Consider the following 19,115-nt stretch of genomic DNA (forward strand, 5'->3'; position numbering starts at 1 on the left):
ACCGTCAGGCAGAGACGCCGTGGCTGAGATCCTTGAAGCTATCGGCGACATGTTTGGCAAAAGCGTGTGTGGCCTTTCCCGCGTGGGCTCGCTCGGCCATAAGGATGTGGTAGTCGCCGATCTCCGGCAGGCCATGCCGTTCGTCCAGCGCCATCAAGGGGGCTTCAACAACGCTTGCCGGAAAGGGAGCTACCGCAAGGTCTGCCAGCAGCGCGGCTTCCTGACCGGCGCTGTGAAAGCTTGTGTAGGACACACGATAGGGCTTCTGGGCATCGTCCAGCGCAACCCGTGCGGCCCTGCGCCAGGGGCACCCGGGCGTGGAAACGGCAAGCGGCAGCGGATCGCGCTCGTAGGCGATACCGCCTTCCAGCCCCACCCAGACCAGAGGCTCGGTAAAGACGATTTCCCCGCCCCGCGCCAGCGCAGTGCCTGGACGGGCGGTAAAGAGCGCCAGGTCCAGCTCTCCTTTTTTCACCTTCTCATCCAGCATCGGACTGCCTTCCAGATGCACATCCACATTCACACCGGGGTGGGAGCGCGCAAAGCGCGACAGGATGTTGGGCAGAAACCTTGTGCCGAAATCCGACGGCGCCCCGAACCGCACCTCACCTTCCACCTCTGGAGATAGAAACAGGGAGACAGCTTCCTCGTTCAGCATCAGGATTCGCCGGGCATATCCCAGCAAAGCCTCGCCCTCCGGAGTCATACGTACTGTGCGCCCTTCGCGTGCAAAAACCGCGACACCGAGCATCGTTTCAAGTTTTTTGATCTGCATTGACACTGCCGAAGGCGTGCGCCCTACAAGCTCGGAAGCCTTTGAAAAACTTGACGTTTCTGCAATCACCAGAAAGGTCCGGTAAAGGTCCAGGTCGATAAGTGGCATGCCGCTGCCGGGCAGCTTTTCCATAGCGTTGGTATTCCGGTGCTTCAGATCAATTTTTTTGAACGAATGGATGAATACTATTCGATTGATTGAACCGCAAGACCCGCCCATACAGCAAGCAAGCGGCCTCGTCTTCAGGCAGTGGCCCGCGCTTTCTTGATACAACCGAACCAACTCAGGATTGGCAACGCCATGACCTATCTCGCACAAGCCCTCGGCGCTACTCTCATGGGTGTCGTCCATGGACTCTCCCCGGCAGAACTGGCTCGCATGAACCGAGCCCTGCAACAGCGCGAAGCCCAGAAGCCGAAGACACGCTGATCTGACGATCGGATTGAGTGTCGTTTGTCGGCCAAAGGCCGGCAATCAGGCATCGGTCCCAGGTATCGGAAACCAGCGTCAAGCCAGCTCGGGATAGCCGCGTTCGGTTGCCTCGGCTTCCATGTGCAAGATCACCGAATAATCGTCCGCAGACAGTTTTGAAAAGCCGTGAATGCCAAGGCGTTCGCGGCTTTTTTGCGTTTCAGGTGCGGTGAACACCTCGGCAACGGCCTCGGCAATACCGCCGTGTTCCGCATCGCTGAAGCGGCGGGACGTGATCAGCGGCAATCCCGGTGCGGATGCGGTTCGTGCTAGCGGGCGAACTTGCGCTGCCAATTCTGGCACCTCCCGGCAAGACAGATCCCAGCAGATTGCGTCGATGGAGGCAATGTCGGCCTTGCCGTCTGCAACAGCCTTCAACGATGCCAGATGGCTGCCGCTCTCACTCACATCTGAAAAGAAGCATCCGCCGTTTTCAATCTGCGCCACCGCATGACGAAAGGCGTTCATGCCCGACTGACTGTCCGGACCGTTGAAGACCGCCCGCTTTCCGCGCAAGTCTTCCAGGGTCTGATGGGCGCTGTCGCGCTTGACGATAAGCTGGCTGCAATAGCGCGGGCCATCACATCCTTCGGCATCATAATGCGGCGTCCCAACCAGCCTGACCTTGCCTGAAAGCGCATGGGTCAACGGGTAGCCGCAGGTTTGCGACAGGAGAAGTTCCGGATCTGTCCAGGCCTCCACAAGGCTCTTCCCCTCCGGCCAGGGCCGGATGTTGTGCTCGGTAAGATTCAATGCACGGCAAAGCGCGTTCTGAAGCGCACCTTCAAGATCCCGCGTCGCGTCGCGCACTTCCGGCCAGTCATACATCGGCAGCCGGACTGCGAGAAAAGAACGCTCGCTCAAGACACCGCCTTTTCCGCGACGGGAAAGGCGCTTGTTTCCTTGTGTTTGATCGGGTGCACGACGGGCTCCTTCACCTTGAAAAGATATTGTCTGGCCAACTGGAAGTAGCTGGAAAAGACATAGCCGCCGTTCCGCTCGTGCCATTGGGTTCGCGCAGCCCGATAAAGCGACGGCAGACGATACCAGGGCGCGCGCGGGTTGGCATGGTGAACGACATGGAGATTATTGTTCAAAAACAGCAGCGAGAACACCGGGCAGAACTCGACGATGATGGATCGCGCTTCGGCCTTCTCATGCGCCCGGTGCTCCGCATAGGTGCGCAGCATCAAGAGGCTCATCCCCGGATAGGCGACACCGAGGGCGTAAAGCCAGAACGGCATGCCGCCGACCAGAGTGACAAAGGCGACCACCGGCACCAGACCGGCGGCATGATGCGCCCAGGCCCGCATGACCGCCCTGTCCCCCGCCAGCATCATCCGGATTTCCGCCCCGACGAAACCGGTCACGGAAACCGCCGGACCGATCAGCAACCTGCCGATCAGCGTGTTGTTGATCGTCAGCACCAGTTGGATCGGACGCGGGAGCTTCTGCCAGTCAGCCCAGGCAAGATAGAAGCTTTCCGGGTCGTCATAGGGGTCCGTCAGCCGGTCGTTGTTGTGATGGCGAAGGTGAAGAGACTTGAAGCGGCGATACGGCACGCACAGGCCGAAGGAACAGTAGACAAGGGCCTCGTTGAGCCCTGGCCTGCGCGTTGGGTGTCCGTGCAGCACCTCATGCTGCAAAGAGGATTGCAGAGTGACCAGGATCGCCCCCAGGGGGCAGACCACCAAAGGACCAAGCTCGGAATAGAACCCGATCACCAAAACCCAGGCCAACGAGGTGGCCAGAACAAGGGCCAGTGTCGGCCACTCGCAGAATGTCGCGCGCGGCAAGGAAATCTCCAAATGTTTGAAAAATCGGCGCAAACCGAATCGAACAACTCAACTGTGCGCGCTGGGTATCGTCAGAACAATTTGAGACTTGGGAACAAATTCTACGTTATTTCTCAAATTCATCATCATGTTCTTAATTATAAACATATGATGATTTTCCAAAAGAGATTGTTGCCTTTCCGGCAAACTGGATGACCGGTTCGGAACATCAATTGGCGGTTTTGCTGCTAGACAAGAAAGCGGCTGTCCTCTGTTCTGGACGAAACGCCGGAAGGAAGGACAGTCATGCCAACACCGAACGAAACGCCGAACCATCATGACGTGATTATCATCGGCGCCGGCATTATCGGCTGCGCGATTGCCCTGTCGCTTACGCGCAAGGGCTACAAGACGCTGAATGTCGACGCGTTACCGGCCGCCGGCTATGGCTCCACCTCCAGCTCTGCCGCGGTGGTCCGCACCTATTATTCCACACGCGATGGCACCGCCATGGCCCTTGAAGGCTATCACGACTGGAAGAACTGGCAGGACTATCTGGGGGCCGAAGACGCCGGTGCTCTGGCCCATTTCATCGAAACCGGAACCCTGGTGATGAAAACGGCGTCCGATAACTACCAGAAACATGTTCTGGAACATGCCGATGCGCTTGGCATCCCCTATGAGCACTGGTCGGCTGACCGCATCACGCAGGAACTTCCAGGCTACAATCTGAATTGCTTCGCCCCGGCCAAGACCATGGCAGACGACGACTTCGGCATGCCGACCGGCGGCGCGCTTCAGGGCGGTGTCTTCTTTCCGGCAAGCGGTTATATCGACGATCCGCAGATTGCCGCCCGCAATCTGAAGGACGCGGCTGCGAAGCTTGGCGCCCAGTTCCGCTTCAAGACCAAAATCGTCAAGATCCCCGTGGAGAACAACCGTGTTACCGGCGTGGTTTGTGAAAGCGGAGAACACCTTCCGGCAGGGATCGTCATCAATGTGGCCGGTCCGCATTCCGGCAAGGTGAATCTGCTTCTCGAAGGGGAAACCGGGCTCAGGATCGGCCATCGTCCGCTGCGCCAGGAAGTGGTCCAGATCGCTCCGCCGGAAAGCCTCAAATACTCCCGCGAAGGCCTGATTGTTTCCGACAACGACATCTCGGTCTACGTCAAACCGGGCGGTGGCGGCCAGTTGATGATCGGCAGCCAGAACCCGACCTGCGATCCGCATCTTGAAGAAGATCCTGACGATTTTGCCATGGACCTCACCGACCGCGGCCTCACCTATGCTTACCGCTACTCCCAGCGCGTTCCGGAACTGGGCGTCTCCCAGCACCCGGTTGGCGTGGCAGCGCTCTATGACGCCACGGACGACTGGCTGCCGGTCTACGACCGGACCGACGTCGACGGCTATTACCTGGCCATCGGCACCAGCGGCAACCAGTTCAAGAACGCAACCGTTGCCGGACGCCTGATGGCCGACCTGATCGGCTACTGCGAAGCCGGCAACGACCACGACGCCCAGCCACTGCAATTCAAGCTGCAGCATGTCGCCCACACGCTCAACACGGCCACATTCTCCCGCAAGCGCGCGCTGACGAAGGAAAGTTCATTCTCGGTGTTGGGGTAGAGTTTCCGATTATCAAACCTCACTCAGGCCACTCATCCCAATCAACCTCATCCTGAGGAGCGTACGAACGTACGCGTCTCGAAGGATGGGCCAATTGCTCCGTCGCCTGCAGCCCATTCTTCGAGACGGACCTGAAGGTCCTCCTCAGAATGAGGTGGGGGTTGAGGCAAGTTTTCTTGTGACTGAGGTGAAAGTCCGGCAGATGCGCTCCAACAGCCGGCACCACACCTGAACTCTCGAACCACAAGCAAATCCGCCAGGAGACAAACCTGTCGATTTCCGCCGTGGTCGAATCGCCCGTTTCGGGGTAAGCAACCGGGTCTGATCCTGAAGGAGCATTTCCGTGGCCTGGTCCCCACAACAAGACGAAGCCCTGAAAGAAGCCGCTGCCTGGCTGAAGCGTGGCGACCGGCAGGTGTTCCGCCTGTTTGGCTTTGCCGGCACGGGCAAGACAACACTTGCCCGGCATCTGGCGGAAGGCATCGATGGCGATGTCTGTTTTGGTGCCTTCACCGGTAAGGCTGCGCATGTGCTGCGCCAGAAAGGCTGCGAGGATGCGGGGACGATCCATTCGCTGATCTACCGTCCACGCTCGGCCAAGGAAGAAGAAGATAACGACGACGACGAAGACGACACTGGTCCGCAGTTCGCCATCAAGAGAGACAGCCAGGCCGCGACAGCAAGCCTGATCGTCATCGACGAATGCTCCATGGTGGACGAAGACCTGGGAAAGGATCTCCTGTCCTTCGGCACGCCTGTTCTGGTGCTCGGCGACCCGGCGCAGTTGCCCCCGGTGAAGGGCGGCGGTTTTTTCACGGAAGCCGAACCCGATATGATGCTGACCGAGGTTCACCGGCAGGCGCAGGACAATCCCATCGTTCGCATGTCGATGACCATTCGCGACGGCGGCCAGCTCGACTACGGCACCTTTGGCGAAAGCCGGGTGATCCACCGGCGCGACATCGACAAGGACCAGATTCTTGCCGCCGATCAGGTGCTGGTCGGCACCAACAAGACGCGCAGACTCTATAACGCCCGCATTCGCGAGCTCAAGGATTTCTCCACCCCCATGCCCGCTGTCGGCGACAAGCTGGTGTGCCTGCGGAACGACAAGACCAAAGGGCTTCTGAATGGCGGTCTGTGGACTGTGAAACGCCTCCGGCAGCCCCGTGGCAACACGTTGCGGTTCGACGTCGTGTCCGAGGACGAACTCGCGAGAAACGCCGTCAAGGTGAAGGTGTTGCCGGCCATGTTCGAAGACGGCGCGGAAAGCATTCCCTATGCCATCCGGCGCAAGGCGGACGAATTCGACTACGGCTATGCCCTGACCGTGCACAAGGCCCAGGGCTCGCAGTGGGACAATGTGGTGCTGTTTGATGAAAGCTGGGCTTTTCGAGAGCACAAGAGCCGCTGGCTCTATACGGCCGTCACCCGCGCTGCCGAGCAGATCACTGTTGTAAGATAGGCGCGTTTCCCGGGACGCCGGAAAACTCCTGCATGCCACCGGTTCCGGGAAGGGCCTGAAGACCTGTTTCGACAAAGGTTTTCAGATCGGCCTCGCTGCTACCGCTGCGCCCGAGCAGGGCAATCGCCGAAAACTGTCCGTCGATGAAGGTTGCCATACGGTCAATATCCGTACCTTCGGATAACTCGCCGGCTGCAACCGCCTTCAGGAGCCGATCCCTGATGGCATGGAACCGGGCAGCCCGCAGGTTCAGGACAACCTCCTGATGCCGCTGCGCGCCGTAGGTGCAATCGACAAGGGCATTGACCAGAAAGCATCCCGCAGGCGTTTCCTTGTCCAGCGTCAGATCGGCGATTGCGCCGAGGAACTCCCGAAAGTCCTGTACGAAGTGTTTTTCGGCCCGTTTCAATTTGTCGAAAACCGGCCCGCCATAGGTCTCGAAATAGTGCATCAGCGCTTTTTCAAACAGCGCTTCCTTATCTCCAAATGCGGCGTACAGGCCCGGTTTGGCCATGCCCGAAGCTTCGGCAAGATCGGTCATCGACGTTCCGGTGTAGCCGTTTTGCCAAAAAGCGATCATCACGGAATGAAGAGCGTCTTTGGTATTTACTTTTCTTGGCCGTCCGCGTGCCATCGGTCTGCACTCCTCATAACAAACCGTGTTATCTGGTTATAAAAGCTCGAGAAACCCGAGCACCGGCAGGTAATACGCTCTTGCAACAGTGCGCGCGCCGCCAACCAACCACGATATCTTGTGCAAAAATACCTGCTCGTTTCTAACGTAGAATACGCAATTTCCTGCAATTCGTACAGCAATTGCCTAGAACTCAACCTAGGAGTGTATATGAATTGTATCTCATTGCAATGCCTGCCTGGCAGCCAAATTTCCTTTGAGGCAAGACGGAGTATCCAGTCGCTTCCCTAATGACCTGATCCCGCCATTTCACAGTGGACGGAGCCCTCTTGTCCCTTTTCCGCCCGATTGTGGGAGCTTATCGTCTGCGGCTCAGTTTTTTCGACGGAAAGTACCTTTCGCAAATGGCAAGCGTAACGATTACCGACCCGGCGGCGCCCTCTTCCAAGGCTGCCCAATCCGCCCAGAGCGCTCAGACCGCCCTGCGTATCGCGCAGAGGATCGCGGATGAGATCGGCTGCAAGGCCGGCCAGGTGAATGCCGCCGTCCAGATGCTGGACGAAGGTTCCACGGTGCCTTTCATCGCCCGTTACCGTAAGGAAGCCACAGGCGGGCTCGATGACACCCAGCTTCGCAAGCTGGAAGAACGACTGATCTATCTGCGCGAGATGGAAGACCGGCGCACCGCCATCACCAAATCCATCGAGGAGCAGGGCAAGCTCACCGACGATCTTGCCGCCAGCATCCAGGCAGCCGATACCAAGTCCCAGCTTGAGGACATCTACCTGCCGTTCAAGAAAAAGCGCCGCACCAAGGCGCAGATTGCCCGCGAAGCCGGTCTGGAACCTCTGGCGGACACGCTTTTGGGCGATGCGTCTCGCGACCCCGAAGCCGAAGCGGCCGCTTATGTCGATGAAGGCAAGGGCGTTGCCGACACCAAGGCGGCGCTTGACGGAGCACGCCAGATCCTGATGGAGCGCTTTGCCGAAAATGCCGAACTGGTCGGCCGCTTGCGCCGCCATGTCGAGGAACGCGGGGTCGTTCAATCGAAACTCATCGACGGCATGGCGGAAAAGGGGGCGAAATTCGCCGACTACTTCGACTACTCCGAAAAATGGTCGAAGATCCCCAGCCACCGTGCCCTCGCGCTGTTCCGCGGCCGCAACGAAGGCATCCTGTCCGTCGACCTGACAGTCGATGCGGACGACGTCTCCCCCGTCCTGCCGGCCGTGAAGATGGTTGCCGACACCTATGGCATCGCCGACCGGGGCCGGGCCGCCGACAAATGGCTGATGGAAGCGGCCCGTTTCGCCTGGAAGGTGAAGCTCGCCCTGCACCTGGAACTCGACCTGATGGGTGTTCTGCGCGACAAGGCGGAAGAAGAGGCCATCCAGGTGTTTGCCCGCAACCTGAAGGATCTGCTGCTGGCAGCCCCAGCCGGCTCCAGAACGACGCTCGGCCTCGATCCGGGCATCCGGACCGGCGTGAAGGTTGCTGTTGTCGATGCGACGGGCAAACTGGTCGACACGGCCACCATCTATCCGTTCCAGCCGCGCAATGATGTCTCCGGCTCCCGCGCCGCCCTGCTTGCCCTGATCGCCAAACACAAGGTCGGTCTGATTGCCATCGGCAACGGCACGGCCAGCCGTGAAACCGACAAGCTGGCGGGTGACGTTCTGGCGGACATTCCAGCTGCCCAGCGCCCGGTCAAGGTCATCGTCAACGAGGCTGGCGCTTCGGTCTACTCGGCCTCGGAACTGGCGGCAAAGGAAATGCCCGACGTCGACGTTTCCCTGCGCGGCGCGGCCTCTATCGCCCGCCGTCTGCAGGACCCGCTGGCCGAACTGGTGAAGATCGAACCGAAATCCATCGGCGTCGGTCAGTATCAGCATGACGTCAACCAGACCAAGCTGGCCCGTGCGCTGGATGCGGTTGTTGAAGATGCGGTGAATGCTGTCGGCGTCGATCTCAACACCGCTTCGCCTGCCCTTCTGTCGCGCATTTCCGGCCTGTCGGACAGTCTGGCGAAGGCTGTTGTCGAGCACCGTGAAGCCATCGGCCGGTTCGACAACCGGAAGCAGCTCAAGGAGGTGCCGCGCCTCGGCGCCAAGGCCTTTGAACTCTGTGCCGGCTTCCTGCGCATCAACGAAGGCAAGGAGCCGCTGGACGCCTCCTCCGTTCATCCGGAAGCCTACCCGCTGGCCAAACGGATCGTGAAGGCCTGTGGCCGCGACCTGCGCCAGATCATGGGTGACGCCTCCCTGCTTAAGGGCCTCGAACCGTCTGAATTCACCGACGAGAAGTTCGGCTTGCCGACCGTGAAGGATATCCTGGCAGAACTGGAAAAGCCGGGCCGCGACCCGCGACCGGAATTCAAGACCGCCACCCTTCAGGACGGCATCGAGGAAATATCCGACCTGAAACCCGGCATGAAACTGGAAGGCACGGTGACCAACGTGACCAACTTCGGTGCCTTCGTCGATGTCGGCGTCCACCAGGACGGGCTGGTACATGTCTCCCAGTTGGCCGACCGTTTCGTCGACGATCCCCACAAGGTCGTGAAGGCCGGGGACATCGTGAAAGTGACGATCCTGGAAGTGGATGTTCCGCGCAAGCGCATCTCCATGACCATGAAGTCCCAGGCCGATTATCAGGGCCAGCGCGAGCGCGGCGGCCAGGACAGGGGCGGCCAGGATCGCGGTGGTCAGCATCGGGGTGGCCCGTCAGGCAGAGGCCCCGGCGGAAAAGGTCCCGGCGGTGGCAACGGCCCGCGCGGAAATGGCCCGCGTGGCGGCGGTAGCCCGAAATCCTCTGGCGGAGACAGCGGGAACAACGCGTTGGCCGCGGCCCTCGCCGCAGCCATGAACAAGAAGAAATAATCTCCTGATCCAGCGGTGTTTATACGCGCCGCTGGATCAGCTCACTATTGGTTCTGACGACAGGTGTCGCTTCCATAGGGCGCTTCATGGACAAGGTCCGGACCCTTGCTGTGGATCGTATAACTTCCATCCGAGTAACGTGCCCCTGAACCGGAGACAACCTGCTCCAACCGTCTCGGTGGAGAACCGTCAAACGTATAGGTCACGTATCCGTTGCCACTTCTCACGTAGGTGACCGTCATCGGCAATCCTTCGGTGCACGTGTATTGGACAGTGACCGTGTCTCCGCCAACCGGCTGAGCCACGTTGCCGCCTGATACCGGCTGTTGGCCACGCATCGGAAAGGCGTCCGTGATGGCGTAAAGGTCAGACCGTGGGGCATCCCCTTGTGCGTAAAGGATCATGCGCCGATAGAGATCCAGTTGCAGCGTCACATTCCGCGAGGAGTCATGGAGATACACCGACCACTCGTCCCGGCCGAATTCCTGAAAGTTGAAATTCACCGTGCCGTAGACGTCTGCTTCCTGCCACTGGCCATTCCCGACGTGTGTGAATGAGCCACCGGAATGCCGGACGACACCCACATTTCTGCCGTTCACGCCGGAAGCTGTTGATGGTTGACCCGTAGGTTGCTGCGGTACGGGATTTTGGACCTGAGGGCGACCTGCGCAGACCTCATAGATCCCGGGATAGGGACGTTCCGAGCAGAACAACCCACCCCAGTGATAGCCCGTCTGCCCGTTCCGGTACCTGATCTGGAACCATTCGTACCCATTCATCATGACCCCGGTTCCGGACAGGATCAAAATCGGATCTCCCTGAAAGAGACTGCCGCTCTGCCCGTACTGCATACCCGGCCCACTGCGAACCTTGCCACCGTAGGATGCCCCGTTCTGCGGAAAGTCGACATCCGGTGAGGCGAAAGCGAAATTCGCCGGCAAAACAATGGCTGCCAGCAAGAGACAAGATGAAAACCTGTTCATCAAAAACCCTGTTCTATTGAAACTTCTTCAGTTGAAATGCGGCTTGGTCGCCAGGAACCACTGAACTTATCGAGTGACGTTAGGTTATATAAACGGGAAATGAAACCTCGATCCGCCTCCGCATGCGCGCAAATGGCTCACATGGCAGCGGCATGTCGAAATCGCGTGCCTGAGACAAGGGCAGCCAACCCGACAACACTTCTCTTGGCAGGTAGAAATTTCATCTCGAAAATCCATTTGATTTCTTAAGACAACCGATTGGGCGCCTTGCAAACAAATGGTGGCTTTGCCTGTGTTTACAAATACAAAGTCAGGCTGATTTTACTTGGCAATATTGACAGACCTCGACCCTTCATTTCTGAGGCTTTAAGCTTTCGAAACCCCCAAATGCGAGGCTGAGGGCATGACGGAGGAAGACGCCCAAAGAGAATGGCCGAAGCAGGACATGGAGTCCGGTACGCTCGCCGCGCTTGCGCACCTTTACCGCGCCGAGGTGTTTCGCAGCACCCATTGGCGCACGCGCCTCGACAACACCACCAACTGGGCCGTAGTCACCACTGGCATCGCCCTGTCGGCGACATTTTCCAACAAGGATGCCTCGCCCCTGCCCATGGTGCTGGTCGGCCTGCTGGTGACCGTGTTTCTGATTTTTGAAGCCCGCCGCTATCGCTACTACAACATGTTTCGCGCCCGGGCGCGGCTGATGGAGACTGACTTTTACGCCCCCATTCTGGCCGGACGGAAGGTTCCGATGCAGGGGGGCTGGGCCACCATGCTGGCCGACGACTATGAGATGCCGCATTATCACATCTCTCTCGTCAGGGCGGCAGGGCGGCGGCTGCGCAGCAATTATTCCTGGATCCTGGCGATCCAGGCAGTCGCCTACTACGGCAAACTGGCCATTCATCCCGTGCCGTTGAGCAGCCTTGCCGATGTGTTTCACCGGGCTGCCATCGGCCCAATCCCTGGATGGGCAGTCATACTGGCAGGCCTTGTGTTTCATACAAGCTGGGTAGTGTTTGCCATCGTGACCTATCGACTGGACAAGCTCCACCGGGAAAAACGCCACTCTCCCATGCAGGCGATCTGACGGAGGAAAGGTTGGGGCAGACGCCCCGTTCTGTTTTCCCGGGGCTGCCGTGTGTGATAGGGGACATCCCATTCAAAGCGGAGATTTTATGTCCTGACCTGTCGGGCACCCGTCAGTGCCCATTTGCAAACAACCTCCCCCGGCATTGCGGGCAGTGTTTGCCGAACCTCACGTGAGACAATACCCGGTCATGACCTCATGATCGGAACAGGACAATAGTATCCAGATGATCAGACCCTATGTCAGCCAGGACGCTGAACGGATTATCCATATATGGCGCAAGGCCAGTGAATACGGGCACCCGTTTCTGAGCGACGACTTTCACGACATGGCAGCCACCCTCATCCGCGACGTTTATCTGCCGAAGGCGGAAACCCATGTCACGGAGATCAACGGCACTGCCGTTGGTTTCATATCGCTGCTGGACAGCCACATAGGCGGCTTGTTTCTCGACCCGCAATTTCACGGACAGGGCCTTGGAAGGGCCCTTGTGGAGCATGCGGTGAAACGGAAGGGAGCGCTCACCGTCGAAGTCTTCAAGGAAAATGCACGCGCCCGGCGCTTTTATGCCGCCTGCGGCTTTGAGCCGACCGGAGAATACTACCACGATATGGCGCAGCAGATCAGCATTAAAATGGCCATGAAATCCTGAAACGACTGCGGCGGCTTCCGGGCCGCCGCAACTGTTCCTCAAAAGCAAGGACGGGCTTTGGCTTAGAACCGGCTTGCCGCGAAGGGAGCCGGATCGATAGTCGGTCGCGCGCCCTCTATCATGTCCGCAATCATCTCACCTGTGACAGCGGACTGGGTCAGACCGTGATGGGCGTGGCCAAAAGCATAAAAGACACGGCTGTGCCCAGTTGCCGGCGAAATCACCGGCAGGCTGTCCGGAATGGACGGGCGGAAGCCCATCCAGCGCTTGCCGCCCTCCGACCGGAGCTCGGGGAAAAACAGCTTTGCCTTGGCCAGCATGGCGTCCACCCGGCGCCAGTTCGCCGGCAGATCGAGACCGCCGAATTCAACAGCTCCGCCCACGCGCAAGCCGCTGGACAATCGCGACATCGCGAACCCGTGCCCGGACAGCATGATCATGCGGTTCACGGTCACACCGGGTTCCGGGATGGTAATGTTGTAGCCGCGTTCCGTATCGAGAGGGATGCTGTCTCCCATCTGTGCGGCAAGAGCTTTCGACCATGCTCCGCAGGCAATCACCAGCCGTTCGGCTGAAATCTTGCGGCCATCTTTCAGAACCACATCACAGCCACTGTCGTTGGGCTGCAGGCGGCTGACCTCGCCAACCTCGAATGAGACGCCTTGCGAGGACAGCCACTCGGCCACCGAAAGGCAGAGCACCTTCGGCTCGTCCATCTGAACCCAGTCCGGCACGAGCGCCCCGCCGACGACACGGGCAGAAAGGTCCGGCTCCAGGTCGCGGACCGCAGATGCGTCCAGCTCTTCCACCTTGATGCCATAGTCGCGCTGTTCGGCCCAGCCTGCGCGCGAGGCTTCAAGCGACTGCACCGTGTCGAACAGTTCCAGGCAACCGTCCCGGCGCACCTGGTTGTGGGTTCCCGTCACCCGCCAGAGCGCCTCCCAGGCCGGAAGCGCCCCACCGTTCAGCTCTGCCAGCGCCTTTGTACTTTGCTGAACCTTTTTGGGATTGGAAGCCGCCATGAACCGCAGCATCCAGGGCAGGATCTTGAGCGCATAGGCCGGGCGCACCGACAAGGGCCCCAGCGGATCCAGCATCCATTTGAAGGCTTGCTTCCACAGCCCCGGCGATGCCAGCGGTGCGACATCCGTCCAGGCGATGGCGGCCGCGTTGCCCTGGCTTGCGCCTGCCGCCGGGCCTTCTCGGTCCAGCACCGTAACGCCGTAGCCCCGCTGCACCAGGGCAGCGGCGGTCGCCAGACCGACAATGCCGGCGCCTATCACATGGACATGTCCCTTGCTCATTCGGCCTGTCTTTTCTCGTATGTCATCAATCGCCCGCACTGCCGGATCGGACAGCAGCCGCTCACTGCAGTCAGCAGAACCTGGCACTTGTTTTCAGGGTTCAAGTCCTGCCAGACCAGGCATGCCTCGTCTACCGCTTCGCCGTGTGATATATCATAAATACACTTGGAACATACAAAGGTCTTCTCCTTCATGTCCGCAGAGTCCAGCCGATCCGCACAGGCTTATCGCCTGCTGGAAGAAGAGATCGTCACCTTGAAGCTGAAACCCGGCAGCACGGTAACCGAAGTTGCCCTCACCGAAAGACTGGGCCTTGGGCGGACCCCCATCAGGGAGGCTATCCAGCGCCTGTCCTGGGAAGGCCTTCTCAACATCCGGCCGCGTCTCGGCATTGTCGTCGCCGAAATGAACCCGTCCGATTTTCTGAAAGTCCTCGAGGCCCGCCATGCGCTGGAACGCCTGGTGGCCGGTTTGGCTGCACGGCTTGCCAGCAAGGACGAGAGAAGAACCCTGGAAGCGATTGCGGAAGACATGCGCGAAGCTGCCGCAAAACCGGATGTCGAGGATTACCTGCGCCAGGACAAGGCCTTCGACGAAGCCGTTTCGGCTGCCGCCTGCAATCCCTTTGCCGCCAAGGCTCTTGCTCCCTTGCAGACGCAAAGCCGCCGGTTCTGGTATCGTCATTTCGGCGAGGAAGACCTGACCCCGGCGGCCTGGAGCCATATGGAAGTCATGCGCGCCATTGCCGCGGGGGACAAGGCCGCCGCAATGGATCACGCTGAAAACCTGATGCTCTATCTGCGTCGCCAGGCAACGACGCTGGTCAGCGGCTCCGGCTAGGCACTTTCAGGCTTTCGCAAAGCTGAGGAAGGCCAAGCCTAGGCAGACACCGGAAAATGAGACCGCGTCCTGTTGGCAAAAGCGACCAGGGACAGCATCACCGGCACCTCCACAAGAACACCGACAACCGTCGCAAGGGCGGCACCGGAGTTCAGGCCGAACAGGCTGATGGCAACGGCAACCGCAAGTTCGAAGAAGTTGGACGTCCCGATCAGCGCTGCCGGGGCGGCGGTGTTGAACGGCACACGCCACAAGTATCCCCAGGCGTACGCCACGAAGAAAATACCGTAGCTCTGGATCAGCAGAGGCACGGCGATCAGCACGATCACCAGCGGCTTCTCCAGAATGGTCTGCGCCTGAAATCCGAACAGCAGCACAACGGTCGCCAGAAGGCCCATGACCGAGAAGGGTTTTACCTTTGCCGTAAATTCGGCGATGCGCTCGTCATTGCCTGATCCATCCAGCGCCTTGCGGGTGAAATACCCGGCCACCAGCGGAATGATCACATAGAGGATCACCGAAAGAAGGAGGGTCTGCCACGGCACGACGATATCGGTGACACCAAGCAGCAGCGCCGCGATGGGGGCAAAGGCGAACACCATGATGATGTCGTTGATGGAGACCTGCACAAGCGTGTAATTGGCATCGCCCCGCACCAACTGGCTCCAGACGAAGACCATGGCCGTACACGGCGCGACCCCGAGCAGGATCATGCCGGCGATATATTCCTTCGCGGTCTGCGGATCCACAAGCCCGGCAAACACGTGCTCAAAGAACAGGATCCCGAGAGCGGCCATCGTGAACGGCTTGATCAGCCAGTTGACCACGATCGTGATGCAGAGCCCCTTGGGCTTGCGGCCCACATCCTTGAGAGAGGCAAAGTCGACGTTGACCATCATCGGATAGATCATCACCCAGATAAGCACGGCAACGACCAGATTGACGCTGGCATATTCCAGCGATGCGATCGCCTCGAAGACACCGGGATAGAGCGCCCCGAGACCAACCCCGGCAGCAATGCACAAGGCAACCCAGAGCGACAGGAAGCGCTCGAAGATCCCCATAGGTGACGTTTCCTGTGTCATTCCAACTCTTTCTCAACTCGGATTTTCACTAAACCGGATGCAAGGTCGCCCCGGCGTGTCAGCAGGCTCCACCTGGTTCACAACCGCCACCGGCGACAAGGGACACAATCGGTGCGCAGAGTTCCGGATTGCCGCCGCAGCAGTCCTGCAGCAGATACGTCACGAGACCCTGCATCGCTTCCAGGCTTGCGCGATAACAGATCGAGCGCCCGTCCCGTTCGGCTTGCACAAGCCCGGAACGGGACAGGACACCCAGGTGGGTCGACAGGGTATTCGGACGCACGCTGAGGTCATCTGAAATGGCACCGGCGGTCATTCCTTCTTTTCCGGCCTTCACCAGCAGGCGAAAGACGTCGAGGCGGGTTTCCTGGCCAAGCGCTGCCAATGCATTCAGGGCATCTTCTTTTTCCATATTTCGAGAATACTCGAAATAACGAAGCATGCAAGCGCAATTTACCGGCTTTGCAGTTTGGCTGAGCAATTCCCCGGAAGCCGGCGGAACGATCCACCGGACAAAATGTGCGTTACTTCCAACTCCGTTTCCAGCCGAAACCAACCACCCAGAGCACAGCAAAACACGCCAGGGTGAGAAGGATGCTCAGCACAAACGAGTCGAGATGGAGGAATTTCTTGAGCGGGTAGGATGCGAAAATCGCCAGGCCGACAAGGGCCCCTGTCGCGAGGTTTGATTGCGGTATTCGATGAATGGCAACCGGTGAGAGCGCCACGGCGACAACTCCAAACAGGATCGATGAGTGGAGGTAACTCAAGCCCAGAAAAGCGGCGCAGAAAACAACCGCCAGAACAATTGCCAATATGATGATGAAATAGGAATTCAAGTCAGTTCCCTCCAACGAAAAGAACCCTGCCCGGTCTGGGCAAGGTTCTGTTATTCGAGTCGACGGACTGCAATCTTGCGCTGGCTCAGGCCGCTTTTGCTGCCAGGCGTTTCCTGATGCTGTCCACATCCGCCCGCGGCGTCGCGGCGAACAGTGTCTTGGTATAGTCGTGCTGCGGGTTTTCAAACACTTCATCCCGCGTGCCGTATTCCACCACTTCACCGAAGTACATCACCATCACCTTGTCGGCGATGTAGCGCACCACTGACAGGTCGTGAGAGATGAAAACATAGGTGAGACCCATCTCTTCCTGCAGATCGGCAAGCAGGTTCAGGATCTGGGCCTGGACCGACAGATCCAGCGCGGAAACTGGCTCATCGAGCACCAGCAGCTTCGGCTTCATCATGATTGCCCGCGCAATCGCGATGCGCTGACGCTGTCCGCCGGAGAACATATGCGGATAGCGGCCGTAGTGTTCCGGCTGCAGACCAACCTTCTCCAGCATCTGAAGAGCCAGATCGCGGCGCTCTGCCGACGGCATGTCGGTGTTGAGCAGCAGCGGCTCTTCCAACACATGACCGATCTTCTGACGCGGGTTCAGCGACCCATAGGGGTTCTGGAACACGATCTGCACCTTCTGGCGCATTTCCTTCGAAATCCCGGTCTGCGAGATATCGATCGGCAACCCGTCGATCTCGATCAGGCCGGAGGTCTGCGCGTCGATCATGGTGAGCATCCGGGCAAGGGTCGACTTGCCACAGCCGCTTTCACCGACCACCGCCAGGGTGCTTCCGCGTTCCACGTCCAGGCTCACACCCTTGACGGCCGTCAGGGTCGACGCCTTCTTGAACATGCCGCCCTTGATGTCGTAGGTCCGGTAGAGATCGCGGACCTTGAGGATCACATCGCCAGCCATCTCAGAAACCTCCTGCTTCAGCAAAGTCACTCACCGTCGGCAAGCGGTCGCCCGTGGCATTTTCCGGCAGGGCCGACAGCAATGCCTTCGTGTACGGGTTCTTGGGATTTTCGAAGAGGGTCAGCACGTCGGCCTCCTCCATCTTGCGGCCCTTGTACTGCACGATGACACGGTCGGCGGTTTCGGCAACCACACCCATGTCGTGGGTGATCATGATCAGCCCCATGCCGCTGTCCTGCTGAAGCTGGACCAGAAGATCCAGGATCTGCTTCTGGATCGTGACATCCAGGGCTGTCGTCGGCTCATCGGCAATCAGCAGCTTCGGGGCGCAGGCAATCGCCATGGCGATCATCACGCGCTGGCACTGGCCGCCGGACATCTGGTGCGGAAAGGCGGACAGACGCTCGCCCGGGTTCGGAATGCCGACGGAGGTCAGAATTTCCACCACCCGGTCCCGGGCCTGACGGCCCTTCAGCCCCATGTGGGTCTTCAGCGTTTCGCCAAGCTGAAAGCCTACGGTGAAACACGGGTTGAGACTGGCGATCGGCTCCTGGAAGATCATCGAGATGTCCTTGCCGATCACCCGGCGCCGATCCCTGGACGACAGGGTCCGTAGGTCAAGACCCTCGAATTCCATCTTGTCGGCGGTGATCGTTGCCGTATCCGGCAACAGACCCATGGTTGCCAGCATTGCAACGGATTTTCCGGACCCGGACTCGCCGACGATGGCCAGAACCTCACCCCCATCGACCGTATAATCGACCCCGTCCAGAGCCTTGAACGGGCCCTTGGCGGTGTCGAACTCGACCTTCAGGTTTCTGATTTCAAGAAGCGGCATCGCTTAGCTCCTCTTCAGCTTCGGATCGAGCGCATCACGCAGGCCATCGCCGACCAGGTTGATGGCAAGAACGGTGACCAGGATCGCAAGGCCCGGGAAGGTGACCACCCACCAGGCGCGCAGGATGAATTCGCGCGCCTCGGCCAGCATGGTGCCCCATTCCGGGGTCGGCGGCTGCGCTCCCATGCCCAGAAAGCCAAGCGCGGCCGCATCCAGGATCGCGTTGGAAAAGGACAGCGTGGCCTGAACGATCAGCGGTGCCAGGCAGTTCGGCAAGATCGTCTTGAACATCAGCCGTATGTGACCGGCTCCAGCCACCTTGGCCGCGACGACATAGTCTCGCGTGCGTTCGGACAGAACAGCCGCACGGGTCAGCCGCACGAAATGCGGCTGCAGCACGATGGCAATCGCGATCATGGCGTTGATCAGCCCCGGCCCCAGGATGGCGACGAGCACCAGAGCCAGCAGGAGCGACGGGAATGCCAGAATGATGTCCATCACACGCATGATCAGCGTGTCGGTCATGCCGCGCACGTAGCCCGCAACAAGGCCGATCACGACACCGCCCACAAGGGCGATGGTGACCACGACGACACCGATGAACAGCGAGAAGCGCGCACCGAAGATGAGACGCGACAGCATATCGCGGCCGACGGCATCCGTTCCCAGCAGGAATGCGGCCTTGCCGCCCTCCTCCCAGAAGGGAGGAACGAGGAAACTGTCGCGGTACTGGAAGTCGGGGTCATGCGGCGCGATCAACGGTGCCAGGAGGGCCATGAGGACCAGAAGCACGAAGATCACGAGACCGATCACGGCGCCCTTGTTCTGCGAGAAGTAGTACCAGAACTCCAGAAGCTGCGCCTTGGTGGCGTTGCGGCTCTCGGCCTGGAGCTTGGTCGGATCGGCTTTCGAAGCCGGCGAGGTATTTGTCATTTTCCTT

At 59.5% G+C, this 19,115-nt stretch carries 19 protein-coding genes; 7 read left to right on the forward strand and 12 right to left on the reverse strand.

Going from position 1 to position 19,115, the window contains the following annotated elements; genetic code table 11:
• Positions 1 to 4: 4 nt before the first annotated feature.
• Positions 5 to 907 carry a LysR family transcriptional regulator gene (locus FMN63_RS05125; protein ID WP_148582878.1) on the reverse strand — a complete coding sequence of 301 codons (903 nt, stop codon included), beginning with the start codon at positions 905 to 907 and terminating at the stop codon, positions 5 to 7.
• A 168-nt stretch (positions 908 to 1,075) separates the two neighbouring features.
• Here FMN63_RS05125 and FMN63_RS29805 point away from each other — a divergent pair, with 168 nt between their 5' ends.
• Complete coding sequence (locus FMN63_RS29805) at positions 1,076 to 1,204, forward strand: hypothetical protein (protein WP_286192545.1); 129 nt, start codon at positions 1,076 to 1,078, stop codon at positions 1,202 to 1,204.
• 78 nt (positions 1,205 to 1,282) lie between these two features.
• Here FMN63_RS29805 and FMN63_RS05130 read toward each other — a convergent pair whose 3' ends face one another.
• Together FMN63_RS05130 and FMN63_RS05135 are read right to left on the reverse strand one after the other, a co-directional pair.
• Positions 1,283 to 2,110: a phosphate/phosphite/phosphonate ABC transporter substrate-binding protein gene (locus FMN63_RS05130; protein WP_209000947.1), complete on the reverse strand. Its 828-nt coding sequence runs from the start codon at positions 2,108 to 2,110 to the stop codon at positions 1,283 to 1,285.
• Complete coding sequence (locus FMN63_RS05135) at positions 2,107 to 3,042, reverse strand: fatty acid desaturase (protein WP_148582879.1); 936 nt, start codon at positions 3,040 to 3,042, stop codon at positions 2,107 to 2,109. Before FMN63_RS05135 ends, FMN63_RS05130 begins: the two co-directional genes overlap by 4 nt.
• Positions 3,043 to 3,327: 285 nt before the next feature.
• On the opposite strand from FMN63_RS05135, the gene FMN63_RS05140 reads away from it, so the two are divergent.
• The gene (locus FMN63_RS05140; protein WP_148582880.1) at positions 3,328 to 4,650 is read left to right on the forward strand and encodes an NAD(P)/FAD-dependent oxidoreductase; all 1,323 of its coding nucleotides are present in this window, start codon (positions 3,328 to 3,330) and stop codon (positions 4,648 to 4,650) included.
• A 343-nt stretch (positions 4,651 to 4,993) separates the two neighbouring features.
• Positions 4,994 to 6,115, forward strand: a complete 1,122-nt coding sequence (locus FMN63_RS05145) for an ATP-dependent DNA helicase (protein ID WP_148582881.1) — start codon at positions 4,994 to 4,996, stop codon at positions 6,113 to 6,115.
• Here FMN63_RS05145 and FMN63_RS05150 read toward each other — a convergent pair.
• Positions 6,099 to 6,695, reverse strand: coding sequence for a TetR/AcrR family transcriptional regulator (locus FMN63_RS05150; protein WP_286192549.1), 597 nt, complete (start codon positions 6,693 to 6,695; stop codon positions 6,099 to 6,101). The genes FMN63_RS05145 and FMN63_RS05150 overlap by 17 nt on opposite strands.
• Before the next feature lie 458 nt (positions 6,696 to 7,153).
• Here FMN63_RS05150 and FMN63_RS05155 point away from each other — a divergent pair, with 458 nt between their 5' ends.
• The gene (locus FMN63_RS05155; RefSeq protein WP_162854992.1) at positions 7,154 to 9,628 is read left to right on the forward strand and encodes a Tex family protein; all 2,475 of its coding nucleotides are present in this window, start codon (positions 7,154 to 7,156) and stop codon (positions 9,626 to 9,628) included.
• 44 nt (positions 9,629 to 9,672) lie between these two features.
• Here FMN63_RS05155 and FMN63_RS05160 read toward each other — a convergent pair whose 3' ends face one another.
• Positions 9,673 to 10,611: an MliC family protein gene (locus FMN63_RS05160; protein ID WP_148582884.1), complete on the reverse strand. Its 939-nt coding sequence runs from the start codon at positions 10,609 to 10,611 to the stop codon at positions 9,673 to 9,675.
• 403 nt (positions 10,612 to 11,014) lie between these two features.
• On the opposite strand from FMN63_RS05160, the gene FMN63_RS05165 reads away from it, so the two are divergent.
• Together FMN63_RS05165 and FMN63_RS05170 are read left to right on the forward strand one after the other, a co-directional pair.
• Entirely contained in the window at positions 11,015 to 11,701 is a 687-nt protein-coding gene (locus FMN63_RS05165; RefSeq protein WP_148582885.1) for a DUF2270 domain-containing protein, read from the forward strand.
• A 226-nt stretch (positions 11,702 to 11,927) separates the two neighbouring features.
• A complete protein-coding gene (locus FMN63_RS05170) occupies positions 11,928 to 12,353 on the forward strand; it encodes a GNAT family N-acetyltransferase (protein ID WP_148582886.1) in 426 nt (141 codons plus the stop codon).
• Positions 12,354 to 12,415: 62 nt separating this feature from the next.
• Here FMN63_RS05170 and FMN63_RS05175 read toward each other — a convergent pair whose 3' ends face one another.
• A complete protein-coding gene (locus FMN63_RS05175) occupies positions 12,416 to 13,657 on the reverse strand; it encodes an NAD(P)/FAD-dependent oxidoreductase (RefSeq protein WP_148582887.1) in 1,242 nt (413 codons plus the stop codon).
• Between the two features lie 192 nt (positions 13,658 to 13,849).
• On the opposite strand from FMN63_RS05175, the gene FMN63_RS05180 reads away from it, so the two are divergent.
• Entirely contained in the window at positions 13,850 to 14,497 is a 648-nt protein-coding gene (locus FMN63_RS05180) for a GntR family transcriptional regulator (protein ID WP_148582888.1), read from the forward strand.
• A gap of 38 nt (positions 14,498 to 14,535) precedes the next feature.
• Here FMN63_RS05180 and arsB read toward each other — a convergent pair whose 3' ends face one another.
• From arsB to FMN63_RS05210, 6 genes are all read right to left on the reverse strand, one after another.
• The gene (gene arsB, locus FMN63_RS05185; protein ID WP_148582889.1) at positions 14,536 to 15,582 is read right to left on the reverse strand and encodes an ACR3 family arsenite efflux transporter; all 1,047 of its coding nucleotides are present in this window, start codon (positions 15,580 to 15,582) and stop codon (positions 14,536 to 14,538) included.
• Positions 15,583 to 15,640: 58 nt separating this feature from the next.
• Positions 15,641 to 15,994 carry an ArsR/SmtB family transcription factor gene (locus FMN63_RS05190; protein WP_148582890.1) on the reverse strand — a complete coding sequence of 118 codons (354 nt, stop codon included), beginning with the start codon at positions 15,992 to 15,994 and terminating at the stop codon, positions 15,641 to 15,643.
• Between the two features lie 112 nt (positions 15,995 to 16,106).
• Positions 16,107 to 16,421, reverse strand: a complete 315-nt coding sequence (locus FMN63_RS05195) for a hypothetical protein (protein ID WP_148582891.1) — start codon at positions 16,419 to 16,421, stop codon at positions 16,107 to 16,109.
• A gap of 85 nt (positions 16,422 to 16,506) precedes the next feature.
• Positions 16,507 to 17,337, reverse strand: a complete 831-nt coding sequence (locus FMN63_RS05200; protein WP_148582892.1) for a dipeptide ABC transporter ATP-binding protein — start codon at positions 17,335 to 17,337, stop codon at positions 16,507 to 16,509.
• A 1-nt stretch (position 17,338) separates the two neighbouring features.
• Positions 17,339 to 18,175 carry an ABC transporter ATP-binding protein gene (locus tag FMN63_RS05205; RefSeq protein ID WP_148582893.1) on the reverse strand — a complete coding sequence of 279 codons (837 nt, stop codon included), beginning with the start codon at positions 18,173 to 18,175 and terminating at the stop codon, positions 17,339 to 17,341.
• A 3-nt stretch (positions 18,176 to 18,178) separates the two neighbouring features.
• Complete coding sequence (locus FMN63_RS05210) at positions 18,179 to 19,108, reverse strand: ABC transporter permease subunit (RefSeq protein WP_162854993.1); 930 nt, start codon at positions 19,106 to 19,108, stop codon at positions 18,179 to 18,181.
• Between the last annotated feature and the right edge of the window lie 7 nt (positions 19,109 to 19,115).

It is taken from the genome of Stappia sp. BW2, assembly GCF_008107695.1.
Lineage (GTDB): Bacteria > Pseudomonadota > Alphaproteobacteria > Rhizobiales > Stappiaceae > Roseibium.